15 protein-coding genes and 3 pseudogenes are annotated in these 17,653 nt (G+C 69.5%); 8 read left to right on the top strand and 10 right to left on the bottom strand.

From position 1 onward, the window contains the following. Positions 1 to 77: 77 nt before the first annotated feature. The 4 genes and pseudogenes from ACIO3O_RS00005 to ACIO3O_RS00020 form a co-directional block, all read right to left on the bottom strand. The gene (locus tag ACIO3O_RS00005) at positions 78 to 4,454 is read right to left on the bottom strand and encodes a DNRLRE domain-containing protein (protein WP_401740000.1); all 4,377 of its coding nucleotides are present in this window, start codon (positions 4,452 to 4,454) and stop codon (positions 78 to 80) included. Between the two features lie 327 nt (positions 4,455 to 4,781). After that, complete coding sequence (locus ACIO3O_RS00010; protein WP_401741801.1) at positions 4,782 to 5,204, bottom strand: transposase; 423 nt, start codon at positions 5,202 to 5,204, stop codon at positions 4,782 to 4,784. A gap of 974 nt (positions 5,205 to 6,178) precedes the next feature. After that, positions 6,179 to 6,565, bottom strand: a pseudogene (locus ACIO3O_RS00015) (transposase); the annotation flags it as partial. A 134-nt stretch (positions 6,566 to 6,699) separates the two neighbouring features. Then, the gene (locus ACIO3O_RS00020; RefSeq protein WP_401740001.1) at positions 6,700 to 7,113 is read right to left on the bottom strand and encodes a hypothetical protein; all 414 of its coding nucleotides are present in this window, start codon (positions 7,111 to 7,113) and stop codon (positions 6,700 to 6,702) included. A gap of 351 nt (positions 7,114 to 7,464) precedes the next feature. Here ACIO3O_RS00020 and ACIO3O_RS00025 point away from each other — a divergent pair, with 351 nt between their 5' ends. Further along, positions 7,465 to 8,502, top strand: a complete 1,038-nt coding sequence (locus ACIO3O_RS00025; RefSeq protein WP_401740002.1) for a hypothetical protein — start codon at positions 7,465 to 7,467, stop codon at positions 8,500 to 8,502. Positions 8,503 to 8,797: 295 nt separating this feature from the next. On the opposite strand, the gene ACIO3O_RS00030 is transcribed toward ACIO3O_RS00025, so the two are convergent. After that, on the bottom strand, positions 8,798 to 9,544 hold the full coding sequence (locus ACIO3O_RS00030) for a TetR/AcrR family transcriptional regulator (protein WP_401740003.1): 747 nt from the start codon (positions 9,542 to 9,544) through the stop codon (positions 8,798 to 8,800). 54 nt (positions 9,545 to 9,598) lie between these two features. Between ACIO3O_RS00030 and ACIO3O_RS00035 the strand changes: the two genes are divergently transcribed. After that, positions 9,599 to 10,450 (top strand): SDR family oxidoreductase, encoded by an 852-nt coding sequence (locus tag ACIO3O_RS00035; protein WP_401740005.1) that lies wholly within the window; start codon positions 9,599 to 9,601, stop codon positions 10,448 to 10,450. Between the two features lie 86 nt (positions 10,451 to 10,536). Continuing rightward, complete coding sequence (locus ACIO3O_RS00040) at positions 10,537 to 10,953, top strand: hypothetical protein (RefSeq protein WP_401740006.1); 417 nt, start codon at positions 10,537 to 10,539, stop codon at positions 10,951 to 10,953. 364 nt (positions 10,954 to 11,317) lie between these two features. Here ACIO3O_RS00040 and ACIO3O_RS00045 read toward each other — a convergent pair whose 3' ends face one another. After that, positions 11,318 to 11,959: a LysE family translocator gene (locus ACIO3O_RS00045; protein WP_401740007.1), complete on the bottom strand. Its 642-nt coding sequence runs from the start codon at positions 11,957 to 11,959 to the stop codon at positions 11,318 to 11,320. Positions 11,960 to 12,070: 111 nt separating this feature from the next. On the opposite strand from ACIO3O_RS00045, the gene ACIO3O_RS00050 reads away from it, so the two are divergent. After that, the gene (locus ACIO3O_RS00050) at positions 12,071 to 12,619 is read left to right on the top strand and encodes a CGNR zinc finger domain-containing protein (RefSeq protein ID WP_401740009.1); all 549 of its coding nucleotides are present in this window, start codon (positions 12,071 to 12,073) and stop codon (positions 12,617 to 12,619) included. A 113-nt stretch (positions 12,620 to 12,732) separates the two neighbouring features. Here the strand turns inward: ACIO3O_RS00050 and ACIO3O_RS00055 are convergent. Next, a pseudogene (locus ACIO3O_RS00055) lies at positions 12,733 to 12,893 on the bottom strand (helix-turn-helix domain-containing protein); the annotation flags it as partial. A gap of 180 nt (positions 12,894 to 13,073) precedes the next feature. Between ACIO3O_RS00055 and ACIO3O_RS00060 the strand changes: the two are divergent. The 4 genes and pseudogenes from ACIO3O_RS00060 to ACIO3O_RS00075 form a co-directional block, all read left to right on the top strand. Next, on the top strand, positions 13,074 to 14,054 hold the full coding sequence (locus ACIO3O_RS00060) for an alpha/beta fold hydrolase (RefSeq protein ID WP_401740010.1): 981 nt from the start codon (positions 13,074 to 13,076) through the stop codon (positions 14,052 to 14,054). A gap of 138 nt (positions 14,055 to 14,192) precedes the next feature. Next, positions 14,193 to 14,702 carry a helix-turn-helix domain-containing protein gene (locus ACIO3O_RS00065; protein ID WP_401740012.1) on the top strand — a complete coding sequence of 170 codons (510 nt, stop codon included), beginning with the start codon at positions 14,193 to 14,195 and terminating at the stop codon, positions 14,700 to 14,702. Between the two features lie 212 nt (positions 14,703 to 14,914). After that, positions 14,915 to 15,850, top strand: coding sequence for a GNAT family N-acetyltransferase (locus ACIO3O_RS00070; protein ID WP_401740013.1), 936 nt, complete (start codon positions 14,915 to 14,917; stop codon positions 15,848 to 15,850). A 79-nt stretch (positions 15,851 to 15,929) separates the two neighbouring features. Next, positions 15,930 to 16,256 (top strand): annotated as a pseudogene (locus tag ACIO3O_RS00075) (M60 family metallopeptidase); the annotation flags it as partial. Here the strand turns inward: ACIO3O_RS00075 and ACIO3O_RS00080 are convergent. The 3 genes from ACIO3O_RS00080 to ACIO3O_RS00090 are packed head-to-tail and all read right to left on the bottom strand — an operon-like array spanning position 16,253 to position 17,650. Then, positions 16,253 to 16,537, bottom strand: a complete 285-nt coding sequence (locus ACIO3O_RS00080) for a hypothetical protein (RefSeq protein WP_401740014.1) — start codon at positions 16,535 to 16,537, stop codon at positions 16,253 to 16,255. The pseudogene ACIO3O_RS00075 and the gene ACIO3O_RS00080 overlap by 4 nt on opposite strands. Beyond that, the gene (locus ACIO3O_RS00085; RefSeq protein WP_401740016.1) at positions 16,534 to 17,304 is read right to left on the bottom strand and encodes a 4'-phosphopantetheinyl transferase family protein; all 771 of its coding nucleotides are present in this window, start codon (positions 17,302 to 17,304) and stop codon (positions 16,534 to 16,536) included. The genes ACIO3O_RS00080 and ACIO3O_RS00085 overlap by 4 nt, the downstream gene beginning before the upstream one ends. Further along, entirely contained in the window at positions 17,297 to 17,650 is a 354-nt protein-coding gene (locus tag ACIO3O_RS00090; RefSeq protein ID WP_401740018.1) for a response regulator transcription factor, read from the bottom strand. Before ACIO3O_RS00090 ends, ACIO3O_RS00085 begins: the two co-directional genes overlap by 8 nt. Positions 17,651 to 17,653 lie beyond the last annotated feature (3 nt).

Below are 17,653 nucleotides of genomic sequence, written 5' to 3' on the forward strand. Positions count from 1 at the left end.
CCTCCTGGGTCACGAGTTGGCTTCGCAACCCTCGTGCTGCACCGGAGGCCCTGCCTTCATGCACGCCACGGCCAAGTTCACCCGCCTCCATCCCCCTTTTCGATCACATCGTGCTCATGGTCGATAGGAAGACGGCTTCTGAGGTCCTTGTTGCGCTGGAACCAGCCATTGAGGGTGGACTGGTTGAGCCTCTGGTTCTTGCCTACGTGCTGGACGATGTTCATCCGGCCAGCACTGCCACCGGTGACGACGCCCGCGTGGTTCCACGTCCGGTCGCTCCGGTAGAAGGCGAAGATCACGTCGCCCGGGCGGACGTTGTACCGGGAGATCTCCCGGCCGCCCCGGTGAGCCTTGAGGTGGTTGCGCAGGTTGTTGGCACCCGCCCAGGTGTAGCTGTCGAAGCGCTTCGGGCCGATCTTGTTCTGGAACCATCGGGACGGATTCGTACGGCCGCCCTTGCGCTGCTGCACCTTGCCGCCTCGGTTGAGCGCGTGGGAGACGAAGTTGGCGCAGCCCTGGTCGTAGGGGCGGCTCAACGTGGCGACATTGCGCTTGGCCCAGTTGGAGGTGCCGTTGCCGTCGGGTGCGGCGAACGGCATCGGTGCGGCGGCGGCACCCGGGGTGTCCACCGGCAGGCCGTTCTCGCCGACGTCGACCAGCGGGGCCTCGCCGTCCTCGGGGAAGAGCTCCTCGAAGGTCTCCTCGCCGGACAGGGCCACGGTCGCGGACTGCGCCGCTTCGGGCGTGGCGGGCAGGGTGACCTCCACCTCGGCGTCGTTCGCCTTGCGCTGCATCTTTCCGTCGATGAAGACGAACCGGCCGGGCAGCGAATCCTCCTCGGTCTCCTCGGTTCCGTCCGTGTGACGCAGAGCGCTCTTCTCCGTGACCTCGCCGCGTACGAGGATGCTGCCGCCGGGACCGGGGCCGACGAGGAGGTCGGTGAGCTCGGTCTTCGCCGTGATCTTCATTCCGTTCTTCGCGAAGGTCTTGTGCCGCTCGGTCAGGTTCTCCGTCTGAGCGGAGAGCAGGTCGCGGAACACCGCCGAGTGCGGCGAGCCGGCCAGTGCCTGTTCCAGGGTGGTGTGGATGCCGCTCCGGAGCCCGTCGCGGGCCGCGTGGTAGTCCCGTACCGCAGCCGTGTAGCGGTCGGCGTCGGACACGGGCGTCGGCCGGACCGCCGCCGAGGAGGCGGCCGGAGACTTTCCGTACGGGGACAGGACGGTGACGGTCACCGTGTGGTCGGCTGCGTTGTCCAGGCCCTGGAAGGTGGTCCGGGTGTCCTCGGTCGTCCGGCGCGCGACTTCCGAGCCGCCCTTGCGGAGCACGACCTCGTACCGGAACGCCTCGGTCTCCGCGCCCGGTTCCTCGGGAGCGTTCCACGTGGCGAGCAGGCCGCCGTCGGCGGGTACGGCCTTGACGTGCCCGGCGGCGCTGGGTGCGCCGGACGGGACGTACGTCACCACGAGCTTCGGGCGCTTGGCGGTGTCGGCGGCGCGCGAGGAGTGGTAGACGACGCCCGGGTTGGCGGTCTTCTCGTCGCCCAGCTGGAGGCTCAGACCGTGGTTGTCGTCCGTGTGCTCGTACCTCCAGTCGGCGATCAGGTCACCGATGTTGAGGTCCGGCAGTCCCACCGGCACTTCGTCCTCGGCGTGGTACAGGTCCTCGGCAGCGGCGGCGGCCAGCTCCTGACCGCTCTGCGTCGCGGGGTTCCACGGCCGGTTGAGTTCGCGCAGCGACGCGGCAGGCTCCACACACGAGGATCCGGTGCAGTCCGCGCGGTGCAGCTGAAGTCGCGCGTCGGTGATCAGCGCGCCCGGAGGCACGGCCGACACGTCGGGCTTGAACCAGGTGCGCCAGGCCGTCCCGCCCGGCGTACCGACCTTCAGCGTGCCGTCCTGGACGACGGCGCAGGGCTTGCCGCCGCAGTCGCCCGCTCCCGTGGGTGCGGTCGCGTCCGCCAGGGCCGCGCCGGAGATCTCCACCGTACGGGTCGATGGTGCGGGGTCGTCCTTGGGCGTCTTCGCGCTGAAGGCACGGCGCTGGGTCCACGGCGAGCAGGCTTCGTCGTTGCAGGCGCGCATGGCCCACAGGTAGGGGCGGTTGGGGGCGATGGTGTCCTCGGGGATCACCGAAGCGACCCGGTTGCCGCTGTACTCGAACGCGGGCGGCAGCGCGACGCCGGGCAGTTCCTTGCCCTGGGCGTCGAACAGCGCGAACTCACCGCGCAGCCTCTCCTGGCCCCGGGACGTCAGCACGCCGGACAGCAGGGGGGTGTCGCTCGCCTCCGCACCTTCCTGGAGCGTCGTCGGCACGTCGGGCACGGTCAGCACGCTCGGCTTGGGCCCCACGCCGAACTGGTACGCCGTCGTCCCCGAGAGCAGCCCCGCCGAGTCCACGGTGCGGGCGTGCAGCGTGTGCCAGCCCTTGCCCGCCTTGACCTTCACGGTCTGCGGCTTGCCGCCGGTGCCGTCGGGGTCGTTGACCTTCTGCGGCGTGTTCGGGTCGTCGAGCCCGTACAGGTAGCCGCGACCGTCGCTGGAAGCGGTGGTCAGCGTGCAGGTGATGTCGCCGCCCGGCCTGTCGGTCCACTGCTCCTGCGGGTAGCCGTCACAGCTGATCTTGGGCGCGGCGGGCTTGCCGGTGTTCACGCGGAAGGAGAAGTGCGTGTTCCACGGGCCGTACGCGGTCCCGTCGTGCGCGCGCACCCGCACCTTGTACCAGTAGTCGCCCAGCTTCTTGTCCGCGGGCACGGTCACCTTCGCGACCTGCCCGGAGGCGACACCGGCGCTCGTCGCCGTCCACGCGTAGCCGTTCGCGGCGGCCGACACCGCGGTCACCTCGAACTGGGCCTTGACCGTCCCGCTGTCCGGGTCGGAGACCTTCGCGGAGAAGGTCGGCGTCGGGGAGGTGACGTAGGTCTGCTTGTTGAACTCGTTGTACGAGGACGGGGCGATGCCCGCCGCGCCCTGCGGGGTGTCGGGCAGGGTGTTGTACGTCACCGACAGCACCGGCACGTTGCTGGCCGCGTTGCGCGAGTTGAACCGCTTCCAGCCGTACGCGTCCTTCTCGTCCGTGGCCCGGATGCCCAGGGAGTTCTCGGCGTTCGGGTTGTTCGACCACGCCTGCATCAGCGACTTGACGTCGGCGGTGACCCAGCCGTCGTTGCAGGCGCTGCTGAACCCCTTGGTCTGGGTGGACGTGGCCCACTTGTTGTTCCACTTGGGCTGCGCGGTCCAACGGGTGGCCGTGCTCGGCGAGGCGGTGTCCCAGACCTCCCAGGAACGGGCCTGGCAGGACCACGAGTGGTGGTTCCACAGCTTGAGGGTGGCCGACTGGACGACCTTGTTCTTGACCGGCCGGTTGTTGAACTTCAGGAACGAACGCGCCACCTGGTTCGACCCGTTGTTGCCGATCTTCAGTTCCTTGGACGTGGACTGGTCCGTCGTGTACCCCTGCTGCACGAAGGTCGTGAACGTCGTCAGCAGGTTCACCGAGGGGTCCACCGTCACCGGGAACTTCGTCGCCGGATCGGCCAGGAACGCCGCGTCGGGCGTCAGCGTCAGCTCGACCTGGTCCCCGTACTGGGCGAACTCCAGGGCGACCGGTGCCCGGTGGAGCTGTTCACCGGACCGCTCGTCCACCCGGGCGTCCCACATCATGGGCGCGGGCAGGGTGCCGACCGGCGCGCCCTTGGAGTCGAGGAACTCGACCCCGCCGTCCTTGCCCTTGCGGGCGGTCAGGCCCGTGGCGTTCAGGGTCATGCGCAGGGTTCCGGCCTCGTCCACCGCCTCGCGGGACTTCAGCAGGAGGAACTGCTCGAACCCGGTGCGGGTGGCGTCCACCACCAGGTCGGCATGCGGCAGGGCCTTCGGGTAGGTCGCCTTCGTGCCGTCGATGCGGGGCGCGGGAAGTGCTCCGCGCCAGCCCAGCTCGATGCGCCGGCCCCGGTCGGACGTCAGGGACACCAGCGGGTTGGCGGCCGCGACCGGTTCGGCCGACCGCAGGCGCTTGGTGGCATCGGCGTCGGGCCGCTCGGCCCGCTGCCCCGCCAGGGTCAGGCCGAGGGGGTGGGCCTTGGACTCCACGCCGCCGTCGGCGGACTTCTTCAGCTCGATGTCCACGTCCGTCCAGGCGCCGTCCGGGCCCCGGAATCGGATGGGCCCCGCAGCCTGATCCTCGGTCAGGGTTCCGTCCGGGTTGGCCCACACGGTCTGGGTCTCGGTGCGTTCACCGAGCACCTCGACCCGCTGACCCGTCATGCGGGCCTCAAGAGACGCACTGCTGGCGTCCTGTTTCGGGGTGGGCTTGCCGTCCGGCCGGGGAGCCGCGTGCGCTGTTGTCGCGGCAAGCCCCCCGACGGCTGCTTCCAGGAGGAGGACACCGGCCAGGCCGAGACCGATGCGGGCTCGGTGGCGGGGTGTACGGGCAGGTCTGGGCGGAATGGTTTCCGTCATGGGCCTTTTTTCGTAGCCAACGTAAGCATGCCGATATGGGTAAAGGAATGCAAAAGAACGGGCAAAGCATAGGGAGGAAAGGAGTGGCGGGTTCCCCGCGAAGGTCCCGAATGGGACGGGACTTTCGCCCCGTTCCTCCCACGCTTCCCAGAGCTCGCACGGGAACCGCACACCGGGGTGGTCGCGTGCCCCGGACAAGGCAGTCCCGGGCTCCGACCTACTGGTGCACCTGACGAAACGGCCGCAGTGCGCCCGTGTCGACCCTCATGCCCCTGCCACCCGAAGGTCACTGAGCTTGACTCTGTCGGGGATCTGGAGTCGCCGAGGTCAGGTGCCCAGGGTTCGCCAAGACTTCGGTCGGGGTCGCTCGTGCCGGTCGAGGTAGTTCTGGAAGGCCGTCGGTCGGCGGGGGATAAGAGCTTCCTCGTTCGGTGGCAGTCCGCTGAGGCGTTCGATGTTGACGGCGATGGCCGTCAGGACGTGCTGGATGTGGGCTTTTCTCTGTCCGCGGTAGCGGCAGCGTCGCATGCCGTCCGTGTCCGTGGGCGAACTCGTTGACCGTGCCGTCGACTCCGGAGCGGACCGCGTAGCGGGTCTTCCACTCGGGTGTCTATTGTTCGGCGCGGACGCGGAGTTGCAGGTCGCGGAGTTCTCTCGGGGAAAGCCCACGGTGCGGTTGCTGTCGGCTGTGGTGGTGCACTGGGTGCGGGCCGGGCAGGGGCGGCACTGGCTCTTGGTGAACCTGGCCACGATGAGCGGGGCGGCGGTGGGTGAGGAGGTCGGGTAGGGGCCGTGCCAGCCCTGGCTGACTTGGCCCTGGGGCAGGTGACCTGCTGGCGGTCGTAGTCGACGTGGAAGTCGTCACGGGCGAAGCCCTCGGTCTGGCGGTGCTGGCAGGTGGGGTTGCCCCGCAGTGGTCCGGAGACGGTGATCTGGTGTTCACGGGTGGCTTGTTCCACGTGCGGAAGTGAGGTGTAGTCGGCGTCGACGAGGTGCTCGGCGGGCAGCAGCATGCGATGCGGCAGGCGGGTATGGATGCCGGGCAGGACCTGGCTGTCGTGGGTGGTCGCCGCGGTGGTGGCCACATCCGTGGTCACGTTGGGGCCGTCGGGAGCACAGGTCTCGGTCAGGTGAGCGGCGAATCCCTTCCAGCTGATGATGTGTCCGTGCCGTGCGGAGCGGGCCGAAGTGTCGTAGGGCGAGACGATCGCCCGGGACGAGGGCGGCAGTCCGCGCCCGCCTTCCGCCTCGGGCGGTGCGCCAGCGCAGGTGCCCTGCGGTGTCACGGTGGTAGTTCTGCACCAGGATCTGGCCCAGGGCCTGGACATGAGGGCCGGAGGTGCGGTCTGCTCCGTGCCGGTAGAGGTGTTCCAGGAGCTGGACGGCGTCGTGTCCGGTGGCAAGGATCCTGGTCTTGGGCTTGGTGGGGTTCTTGCCCAGGCGGACCGGTCGGCCGTAGCGGCGCGCCCCCAGTCCTCATCGACCAGCTCGTCCAGCAGATGAGGCGAGATGCCGGCGACTTCTTCCAGTGCGGCACGGACCGCCTCGGTGATCAACTCCAGGCGGGTCAGGTCCCGCACCGCGGCCAGGACATGGGTGGAATCGGTGCGCTGCGTGGTGCGCTCGCGGACCAGTCCGGCCTCTCTGAGACGGGCTGGTGCAAGGTCAAGAAGACGTTCAGCGCGGTCGTCTTCAGCGAGACGGTCGCGGAAATCAGACAGCACGCTGTGATGGAAGCCGGGATCGTCCAGCTCCATGGCCATCGCGTACTTGAAGTCAATGCGACAGCGAACCGCCTCCGCAGCCTTCCGGTCCGACAGGCCGAGCAGGAACTGCAGCACACAGACGGTGGCCAGTTGAGCTGGCGAGAGGCCGGGACGTCCGTCGCGCGGGTACCCGTCGGCGAAATCCTCGTCACGCCACAGCCCGTCGAGGCGATCCCGCACCCATATCGCCGTCGTACTAACCGGGTTGCTCGCGCGTGCGACCTGCGCAGTCAGAGGAGGGAGGGAATTGCTCACCGGAACGGGGGCGCAGGGACAACGGGCACCTCGACAGCTGCATCGGTCGGCGGAACTACCCGGGCATGCCCGTTCACCGCTCTGCCACACCGGCAAACTCCAAGATCCCCGACAGAGTCAAGCTCAGGGCAGCTCGTGCTGCCGCCACCCATCCCGTATAGCGGCCGCCGCGCCTTGAGAACCCCGAGCCAGGGACCCGGTCGCGGGAACTGAGGACCCGTGACCTACCGCAGGTCTTGCCACGCTCCGTGGTTCGGCCGCCCTTCGTTACTCGAGGGATCGCCTTCGTCGAAGGAGGTGTCGTACTCGATCGAGAAGTTGAAGCTGGTCCAGCTCTCGGCCGCGGTGGGGCCGGAGGACTTCTGACGGACCTCGATGTGTTCCCCGTCGGACAGGGACTTCATCGAGTTGACGAAGTAGGTCGTCGTGGTGCAGGACCACGCGCCGGTGGCGTCGACCACCGCCGTACCGATCGTTGCGGAGCCCGGAAAGAAATCGTAGGCGAGGGTAATCGCAGCTCCGGGCTCGCCCGTGCCGGTGACGGTCAGATGCCCCTGCGGGATCGTCGGCGCGTTGTTGTTGGGGTAGGTCACCACGACCGGGATCTGCGAGGCGGTTGTGTCGCTCTGGTCGCTCATGGAGGCGTCCTTTCAGGCTGGCTGCAGGGCGTACCAAGTCTGGCGGTCTTCTTGATCACGCCGCAAGGTAAGTTTCCGTCTACGCACGGCATCGATGCTCTGCCCGCCCAATGCAGCCGGGCTCGGTGCCAAGGGCGCCTTCGAGCGTCGTCCATGCGTCTTCCCGCAGACCAGCGGCCGGCAGAGCCGGGCACCTCACAGGTCCCCAGCGTTCTGTCCATTCGTTCCTTAACGTCCTTGCGGTGACGGAAGGTTAGGGCCAGCGGTGCCGGATTTCGGGTACGAGGATGGTCCGGTTCTGCGATCTTGGTTGGGCGGGCCGGCGTGCGGCTCCTACTCCAAGGAGGTTCGATGACCAACCAGAGTGACGTGCTTGATCCGGGGACATGGTCGATCCGGCGCAGTGTCGTGGTGCAGTACGACGAGTTCCCCACGCCGCAGCTCGCCCAGCGCCAGAGTGCGACCGGGCTGGACGGATTCACGGTGGGCTGGGTCTCCGCAGCGCCGCAGAAGCCGGCGGTGCTCGGCTGGAGCACGGCGACGTCGACTGTTGAGCAGACCGAGACCGGCCGGCCCTACGAGTCGACGTGGGAGACGTACGACGGGGACGCGGGGAGCACCGATTTCCAGAAGGACGATCTGAAGGCGTTCAGGGACGCGGGCGGACACGTCGCGTTCTCCTTCGGCGGGGAGGCCGGGCGCCTGCCCGAAGCCGAGGAGACGGACATTGCGGAGGTCACGGCGGCGTACCAGCGGGTGATCGACAACTACCGGTGCACTCACATCGACTTCAGCAACGCGTGGACCCTGCAGCTGCAGGGGACCAGCGACGGGACGACGACACCGTGGGACCGGCACGTCGCGGCGGTGAGGCGTCTCCTGTCGGCCAACCCCGGCCTCCAGGTCTCCTACACGGTCCCCGCGTTCCTCGACGCATCCGGCAGCTACGACGGACTCCACGGGTACGCGCAGGCGCTGCTGGCCCAGGTTGCCGGTGGCGGCTACGTGCCCTCGCTGATCAACATCGACCTCGGTGATCTGAGGATGGACAAGAGCCCGCTCTCCACGACGCTTCCCAGCGATCTTGCCCAGGCATGCATGACGATCCTCACTGGTGCGCAAGGCGACATCGCCAAGCTGTGGCCCGGATGGAGCCAGGCACAGGTATGGCGCCGGATGGGCGCCATGGTCGGATTCGGCACCCAGGGCTCCCAGGACCTGCCAGGAGCCGTGTTCACCCCCGACGACCTGCGCGGTCTTGCCGCAAAGGTCCCCGGCATCGGCTGCCTGTCCGGAATCAAGTCCTACGCTGACGCCGAGAAGCCCGGCGATGGCGCTGCCGAGCAGAACTTGGAGTTCTACAAGGTCATCGCTGCCCATCAGCCGTGAGCGACCCTGGTGAGGGCAGAACCAGACGCCTTCACACACGGGACTCCGGCGGCGCGCCGCTGCCGAAGTCCCGCGTTGGGAGCTTCGACGGTCCCGACCGCACGTCTCGGCGCTCCGCCATGGCGGATTGGCTCGGTGCTGGGCACGTGATCCGCTGCCGCGACGACGTCAGCCCGGTACTGAACCTGATGGCCACGTGCGGACATTGGACAACGAGCAACTGTGTCCATAACTTGATCGAAAACTGCGCCGCCCGCACCTCACTCCTCCTGGCAGGAGGTAGGTGCGGGCGCCGTCATGCCGTCCTGGCGGCGTCCCCGACCAGGCGGACGAGCGTGTCCACGAGCTCGTCGGAAGTGGCGCGCAGGCTCTCCGCGCCGAGGTGGCCGCTGAGTTCCATGTCGGCGATGCCGTGGGCGCTGGTGAGCAGCAGGGCGCCGTAGTGCCGTGCGTTCTCCTCCCCGACGAGTTCGGCGACCACGGCCAGGAACTCGTTCTGGAAGCGTCCGGCCGCGCGCATGCGGTCCGCGGCCGGATCACCGATCGGTCCGTCCACCGGCCCGCCGGCCTGCCCTTCCCCCGGCCCGCCTGCCTGTTCGCCCGTCGCATCGCAGGTCTGCCCGTTCCTCGGTCCGCCGGCCTGTCCGCACAGCTGCCGCCGCACCCGGCCGATCCCCTCGCCCTGGTCCTCGGGGCGGTGCCCTGGGCGCCTGAAGAGCATCTGGTAGAGGTGCGGCTGGTCCCGGCCGACGCCGATGAGGGTGCGCAGGGCGCCGCGCTGCTTCTCGGAGGCCGACAGGGCCGGATCGGTACGCAGGGCGTGGACCTGGTCGGCGATCCGCTCCCAGCTCTCGGTCGCGACGGCGGTCAGCAGGCTGTCCTTGCCGGTGAAGTGCCGGTACGGCGCCCCCCGGCTCACCCCTGCCCGCGCGCCCACCTCCCGCAGGGTCACCGCTTCGGGACCGCCGAGGTCGAGGAGCTCGGCAGCCGCGTCGAGCAGTGCGCGACGGGTGAGAGCGGCGGATTCCGCACGGGTGACCATGCCACGATCGTACAACGAGTTGACGACGTCATCTGAACTGGTAACGTACTTAAGGTGACAACGTCAACTGAAACTCAGAAGCTGATCGTCGTGACCGGCGCCTCCACAGGCATGGGCGCTTCGGCCGCCCGTGAACTGGCTCATCAGGGTTTCCACGTCCTGGCCGGTGTCCGACGCGACCGTGACGCCGACGCCGTCCGGTCGGCAGGGATCGAACCGGTCATCCTTGACATCACCAGATCCGAACAGGTGGCGGCGCTGGCCGCGCGGGTCGCCGAGGACCCGCGCGCGCTGCACGCCCTCGTCAACAATGCGGGCATCCAGGTGAACGCCCCGGTCGAAGCCCTGCCGATGGACGAGTGGCGGAGGGTGTTCGAGGTCAACCTGTTCGGCCACATCGCCGTCACACAGGCACTCCTGCCGGACCTGCTGCGCAGCAAGGGCCGCGTGATCAACATCAGTTCGATCGGCGGCAAATACGCGATGGCCACCTACGGCGCGTACGCCGGCTCGAAGTTCGCCCTTGAGGCGGTCAGCGACTCGCTCCGCCGGGAGGTCGCCCCGCTGGGCGTACGGGTGGTCGTGGTCGAGCCCGGCGGCGTCCGCACCGAGATGGCGGCCCGCGGTGTGGCGACTGCGAACAGCCTGGCTGCCGGGATGACGCCGGAGCAGGACGAGCGCTACGGCAGGCTGGTCCGGTCGAACAACAAGCTGATGTCGTCGGGCACCGCGTCGGGTCTGACCGCGGACGCCGCAGCCCAGGTCATCGCGAAGGCCGTCACGACGCGCAAGCCGCGCACCCGGTACACCGCAGGGCGGGACGCAGCCCTGATCATGCGTCTGGGCCGGTTCCTCTCAGACCGCACGGTCGACCGCGTACTCGCAGCCAACCTGCGCCGCCACTGAGGCAGTCGTGGCCCTGGACGTCACGCGCTCCACTGCACGGGGCGCATGCCTCCGAGCAGGGTGTCGAGGCGGCGGTGGGCGGCTTCATGTCCCACGTTCCCGACGAGACGGCCTACCGCAACGTCACCATCGAGCACGGCCGCGCCCGGCTCGCCGAACTGGACCTGCGGTGGGGAAGGCGGCAAGCCGTCCGGGCCCACTGGCTCGACGCCGAACCCGACGCCGACCTTCGCGCGGTCATCGCCCCGGAAGCAGAGGGGGGCGACTACGACTACAACGACGGTCTGCTCCAGCGGGCCTCGCACGCGCTCGTCGCCGCCAGAATCAATTCGCTCTGTGGGTGTTCCTCCGCAGCGACGACGGCCGCTCCGTCGTCATGGACCCGCACGGCCATATCAGCTACAGCGTGGGCAACCAGCCGCTCGGACCGCTCGCGGACCTGCAGGTGTACGCCACCGACCCGCACGGCCGCTCTAGGTCGGCTCACCGCCGGACGCCGCTGAACAAGACCGACGGAGTTCCACCGTTCGCTACACGGACCCTTCGGCGATCATCCCGCCGCCGGCGGCCGCGAGCAGCGCCCACGACGTGCCATCGGGTGCTTGCCCCTACGTAGTCCGGGCGGTGGGATGTTGGACAGACTCGGGGGCGGTACGGCGGTTCGTGAGAAGCGTGCGTGGACAGGAGGCTTCCCAGCAGGGACCGGACGTCGTGGACAAGGCGGGAAGGCGGGGGCGCGACCGGGCTGGGGCCGTTCGTCGCCGTGGAGGTGGAGATCGACGGGGCGCTTTCGCCGTATGGTGGCGGCGCTGGCAGTCGGTGGTGGGGTGGGCGGGCTGGGCGGTGTGGTGGTCGTTCGGTCTGTGGTCAGGCTGCTAGGAGCGTGGCCAGCGCGTCCTGGAGCAGGAATGCCGCCAGCGTGGCGAAGGTGACGGCGACGACGTTGTTCACTGTTACGGCCGTGCGGCGGCTCCGCATCAGGCCCTGGCCCAGCCGGCCGGCGCACAGGCCGATCGTGCTGTCCCAGAGGAAGCCCACTGCCAGGAAGATCAGCCCGAGTGCCAGGAGCTGGAGCCACAGCGGGCCGTGTCCGGGGCTGGTGAAGCGCGGCAGCAACGCGGCGAAGAACAGCACGGTCTTGGGGTTCAGCAGATTGGTGAGGGCGGCCTGGCGCAGGATTCGGCGCTCGGGCGGTGCCTCAGGGGCTTCTGTGGGCGGCTTCTTGGCTGAGCGGATGGTGGATACCGCGAGCCATCCCAGGTAGAGGCCGCCGACCAGCTCCACCCCGAACAGTGCTGCGGGCGTCGAGCGCAGCAGGACGGCCAAGCCGAGGGCGGCGGCCGTCACGTGCACGACCATGCCCAGCGCCATACCGGTGGCGGAGACCAGACCGGCCCGGGGGCCCCGTTCGAGTGCTACGGCCGTGATGTACGCGGCGTCGGGCCCGGGGGCGATGGTGATAATCGCGACCGCCGCCAGATAGGCGGGTAACAGTGTGAGGTCCAGCATGACATCCTCCCGCACTTGGGCGAGTAACGCTTACAAGCTCTTCATTACGTTACCTACCCGATGTTGTCGCCGCAACGCATAGAGGAGCAGTAGCGCGTTACGCTGGAACGTATGGCGGTCACCTTCATGGACATTCCTCTCCAGGTGCTGACGGACCTCGTCAACGGCTGGGGCACGCTGCCACGCGAAGGAGACGGCCGTGGAGACGCTCCGTACCGGCCCGTAGCCGACATCACGGCACACCTCGGGCTGCCCGCGCGGGTGGACGCGGGGCTGACCCCGCAGGCGCTCGTGCATGCGGCCGACCGCCTGTACCCGGTCTTCTCCGCCCAGGACGCCGAGACGTGCGCACGGCACCTGACGCGTCTGCTGGCGGACAGTGGCGTCCGCCCCGCCCTGGGGGCCGGGGACGGCGGCTCGCTGCGGGCCGTGTGGAGCGTCGACGATGCCGAGCACGCCCTGCTCGCGACAGCCGCGATCTCTCTGCGTCAGTACCTGGCCGCCCACGGCTTCGCCCGCATCGGCGTCTGCACCGCCAGGAACTGCGCCGATGTCTACCTCGACCAGTCTCCCGGCGGCCGACGCCGCTTCTGCTCGGTGACCTGCCAGAACCGGACCCGCGTCGCGGCCTTCCGCAGCCGCAAGACGGTCACCGGCTGAGCGCTCTCAAGGCGCGGCGAAAGAGCGAGGTGGCGGACCGACCGGATGGCCGAGTCCTGGAATGAGGTCGCTGCGTGGCCCGCATGCGCTCGCAATCAGCGCAAACACCGCACGACTGCGTACTCCTTCGCCAGCGCAGCACCACCTCCAGGGTGGGCTTGCGCCGGCCGGTCTCGATCCGTGACAGCGTGCTGGGCGCGATGCCGGTCGCGCGGCTGACATCGGCGAGTGTGACGCCGCGGCACTCGCGCACGACCCGCAACCGCGGCCCCATCGCCGCCAGCGTCTGGATCACGTCGTCACCAGCCGCCGTCCCCGTTCCTTCCCCTCGCACGCTTCACCGCCCTGTGCGGCAACCTTGCCAAAATGGCAACGCTGATCGCGCCGACCGGCCGCAGCGCCGCATGATCGCTGGGTGCCGCCGACCGCCTGCGAACAGAAGGAGAAGTCCCCCATGCGCTCCGAGCAGACCACTGCGCTCCGCCACCGCACCATCGAGTCCCCAGCCGGGCGCCTGCACCTGGCAGAGCAGGGCACCGGCCCGCTGATCCTGCTCGTGCACGGCTTCCCCGAGTCCTGGTACTCCTGGCGCCGACAGCTTCCTGCCCTCGCCGCGGCCGGGTACCGGGCAGTGGCGATCGACGTACGCGGCTACGGCCGCTCCTCCAGGCCCGCGGCGACCGACGCCTACCGCATGCTCGACCTGGTGGAGGACAACGTCGCCGTCGTGCGCGCCCTCGGTGAAGAGAACGCGGTGGTCATCGGCCACGACTGGGGCTCCAACATCGCCGCCACCTCCGCCCTGCTCCACCCTGAGGTCTTCCGCGCGGTCGGTTTGCTGAGCGTCCCGTACGCGCCGCCCGGCGGGCCCCGCCCCACCGACATCTTCGGCCGGATCGGCGGCCCCGAGCAGGAGTTCTACGTCTCCTACTTCCAGGAGCCCGGCCGCGCCGAGGCGGAGATCGAACCCGACGTACGGGGCTGGCTCGCGGGCTTCTACGCGGCCCTGTCCGCCGACACCATGCCCGCCCAGGGCGAGCCCGACCCGCACTTCGTCGCCCAGGGCTGTCAGCTGCGCGACCGGTTCCCCGCCGGCCCGCTCCCGGCCTGGCTGACCGAGGACGACCTCGACGTCTACGCCGGGGAGTTCGAGCGCACCGGCCTGACCGGCGCCCTCAACCGCTACCGCAACATGGACCGCGACTGGGAAGACCTCGCTCCCCACCGCGGCGCCCCGATCACCCAGCCCGCCTTGTTCATCGGCGGCGCACTGGACGCCTCCACCACCTGGATGTCCGATGCCATCGACGCCCACCCCACCACCCTCCCCGCCCTGTCCGCCTCCCACCTGCTGGACGGCACCGGCCACTGGATCCAGCAGGAACGCCCCGACGAGGTCAACCGCCTGCTGACCGACTGGCTCGCCACCCTCTAGACGAGTAAGTCCGAACCCACGCCTGCGCCGCGTTGCGCGTGCATCGCCTCGATCGTTCCGTTTACAGAACGTTCTGTTTGTGGAACGCTAGTCGCGTCACGGCCCATGCATCAACGACGCAGTAAGGGGCGGAAAACTATGGAACTGGCCCAGGAGGTGGGCTCGCGGCTGCGCCGTCTGCGCCAGGACCGTGACCTGTCGCTGTCGGAACTCGCCCGCCGCTCCGGCGTCGGAAAAGGCACGCTCTCGGAACTGGAGACCGGCCGGCGCAATCCGACCCTGGAGACGCTGTACGCGCTGACCACGGCCCTCGAGGCACCGCTGAGCACGGTGGTCGGCCCCGCCCCGGTACAGGGTGCGGCGGTGCACGCGGTGCTGACGGACCGCGTGCAGGACGCGGCTGCGGTGTCGGAGGTGTATCGCATCCGCATTCAGAGCGGCGCGGTGCAGCACTCGGCCGCTCATGTGACGGGCACGGAGGAGCACTTGCTGGTCTTCAGCGGCACGGCGCGGGTTGGTCCTGCCTCCGCCCCGCTCGAGGTGGGCCCGGGCGGCCACACCCGGTGGGCGGCGGATGTACCGCATCAGTACGAGGCGGTGGGGCCGAATGTGGAGGGGGTGTTGGTGGTGCGCTACCCGGTGGAATGAGAGGCCTACGCAGCACCGCCCTGCGCCAGGCCACGACCACCACCGATCGGCAGTGGGACCCACCGCTGCCGCAGGAGGCCGACAGTATCCAGGCCGCAGGCCCGGCTCTGACGTTCGGTCCGACAAGGACAGGAACAGCCCGTGCCGGTGCCACTGGCGGCAGTTTCATGCAAAGCCGGCTACGTCATCGAGAGACAGGATGATCCCCGTACATGCCTATACGCATAGCGCGCCCAGACGAACTGCCTGCCCTCGTCCAGCACTCCGACCAGCCCGAGCGCAACGCCGGAACGGCCGCCTACCTCACCGACCTACTGGCCAAGAAGTGCACCCGGCCGGAGTGGTGCCTGGTCGCGGAGGACGAGGCCGGTCGGCTCACCGCGGCCACCGCGCTGTGGACCCTCCCCGGGAAGGACGTCCCGATGGCCCTGGTGCTTCTTGAGGCACCGTGGGACGAACCCGGCCTGGCCACCGGCCAGGCACTGCTGGCCGAGGCCGTCGCCCTGGCCGGCTCGCTCGGCGCCACGGAGCTGGAGCACGTCACCGACTCACCGACACAGCCGCCGCAGTACCAGTCGGAGCCGGAACGGCGCGCCGAACTTCTCCGTCTGGCGGGCTTCGAGCGCGCCCGAGACGGTCGCCGCTTCCGCCGCCACTCCGGAGTGGAACTCGCATCGCATGATGACCGGTTGAACTGGAATTCCCTGCCCAGTCTGGGCCGTGAGCCGTTCATCGCTCTCCTCGCCGAGGCGCTGCCGACCAGCGCCGACGCCCAACTCGCCGCCATGGTCGCCCGGCATGGCGCCCGGCGTGCCGCGGAGAGCCTCTTCACGGACATGGAGGAATTCTCGTACGAACCCCGGTGGTGGGAGATCGGCTACGCTCCGGACGGCACCCCGGCCGCCCTCAGCCTCCCCGCCCGAAACCCCTCGACCGCGGTGATCGGCCTGGTGGCTGTGTCTCCCGCGTGCCGCGGCAACGGTTACGCGACGGCGGTGGTGGCACGCGGCACGCGGCTGCTGATCGAAGCGGGCGCCGAGGAGATCCGCGGCGACTGCGACGCGGCCAACACCGCCATGATCATGGCCTTCGAACGGGCAGGCTACGAGAACTTCGCCGACCGCCAGGAGTTCACCCGCCGGTTGTGAGCGGGGGCCGCTCCCGCGCCCTAACGAATGCTGACGCGAGGTCCCGTACGGTTCCGCGCCGTGGGTCGCGGACAGCGCGGAGGCGGGCTGGGGCGTGTGGCACGAGCAGGGTCACAAGCGCCAGCAACGGGCGGTGCTGCCGTCGGCACTGGCCGAGGTGTCGGTGAACGTCTTCTCGCCGGCCGTGCAGAAGGCGTTCCAGCAGCGGTCGCGGCTGGTGACGGACTCCGTCTACGACCGGGCGCTGCGGAAGGTCGGCACGCCGGGCGCGGAGTTCGAGAAGGCCTTCGACGCCTTCGAACGGCTGGTGATGCTCCAGCAGTTGACCCTCCAGTACGGGGACGACTTCTGGCCGCGGACGCAGCGGCACCTGCGGGAGCACCCGATGCCGGGCAGCGACCGCTAGGGGAATCCGGCCGTCCTGACCAGCCGCGTCGCCGGACAGGATCTCACCGCGTTCTCCGCGGCGTGGGGGGTGCCGCTCACCGACGGGACGAAGCGGGAGGTCGCGGCCCGGGGACTGCCGACGGCACCGGCCACTCTGGCCACGCTGCGGGAGAAGTAGCGTACGTGCGGGCCCTCGCCTGCTGCGGGTGCCGTCTCCGGGTCGGCGATCGCGTCCCGGGCGGCCGCCAGGCCCGCGCTGCGCGGCAGGTCCAGCAACTCGACCGCTGCTGACGTGTTCACGACGGTCGCCGTCGTCCCTGCAGATTCCCCCGGCCCGGTGTGGCCAGTGCCGCGACCGTGCCCTCCGCGCCGGGCAGTGGACACCGTAAATCGTCCACGCGCCAGACGCAGGACCAGGGGCCCGGGGGAACGCGGATCTCCAGCGGACTCTCGTGTTCAGGGCGAACACGGAGTGCGGGCAGCGGGATGCCCAGCCCGACCCCCATGGCCTTGGAGATCGCCTCCTTGCGAGTCCAGGCCCTCAGGTAGTTCGCCGAGGTGATACGGGCTGCTTCCACCGGCTCGGAGAGCAGCCTCAGCATTGCCGGGGACGGCGGGGCGGGACTGCGGTGCGGCACCTCCGCATCGACGCCGGGGCGATGCGCCGTCGACGTGGCGAGCAGCACCACACCGGCCGTGTGTGTCAGCGCGATCCGTAGCGGAGCCGGGCCACGAGGGGTGGCGACCTCGGGTGGACCGTGCCGGAGGGAACCGCACAAGGGACAGCGGGCACGACGCAGGACGAGGCGATACGGGTCCTCGTCCAGCAAGGCCGCCAGGAGGATACGGGTTCCGGTCCTGGCGGATGCGTACGTGGCGCCCGGGCCGGGCGGAAGCGCGGTGACACGGCGTCTCTCCCGAAGGGTCAGCACCTCGGGAGCCGACACGGGACGCACCTGGGGAACGGGCCACCAGTACAGGGACGTTGAGGCCGGACCGGGTTGCGCGACCAGCCCCTCGGGAGGGGGAAGGCCCTGGAACCGGACGGGAGAAGCACCGTCAGGCATCGCTGTTCCGGTTTCCCCGGCATTGCCCGGGTACGCGGTGGACGGCGATGGCCACTTCGGTCCTGCTGCGCAGCCCCAGTTTCGCGAGGATCTTCTTGTTGTGGTTCTTGACCGTGTTGAGTGAGATCCCCAGGGTCCTGGAAATCCGTTGGTTGGTGTGTCCTTGCGCAATCAGGAGTGCCACGCCGAGCTCTCGACGGCTCAGGCCGCGGGCGACCTGGGGGGCTTGGAGCCCCGTGTCGTCGGGGGGTTGCACCGCATCTTCCGGGAGATCTTCCGGGAGTGGTTCCGCAACAGGATGATCCAACTGGTCGGACCTGTTGCTCAGTTGGCTGACGGCATGCATGAC

Source organism: Streptomyces sp. NPDC087440, assembly GCF_044744005.1.
Classification (GTDB): domain Bacteria; phylum Actinomycetota; class Actinomycetes; order Streptomycetales; family Streptomycetaceae; genus Streptomyces.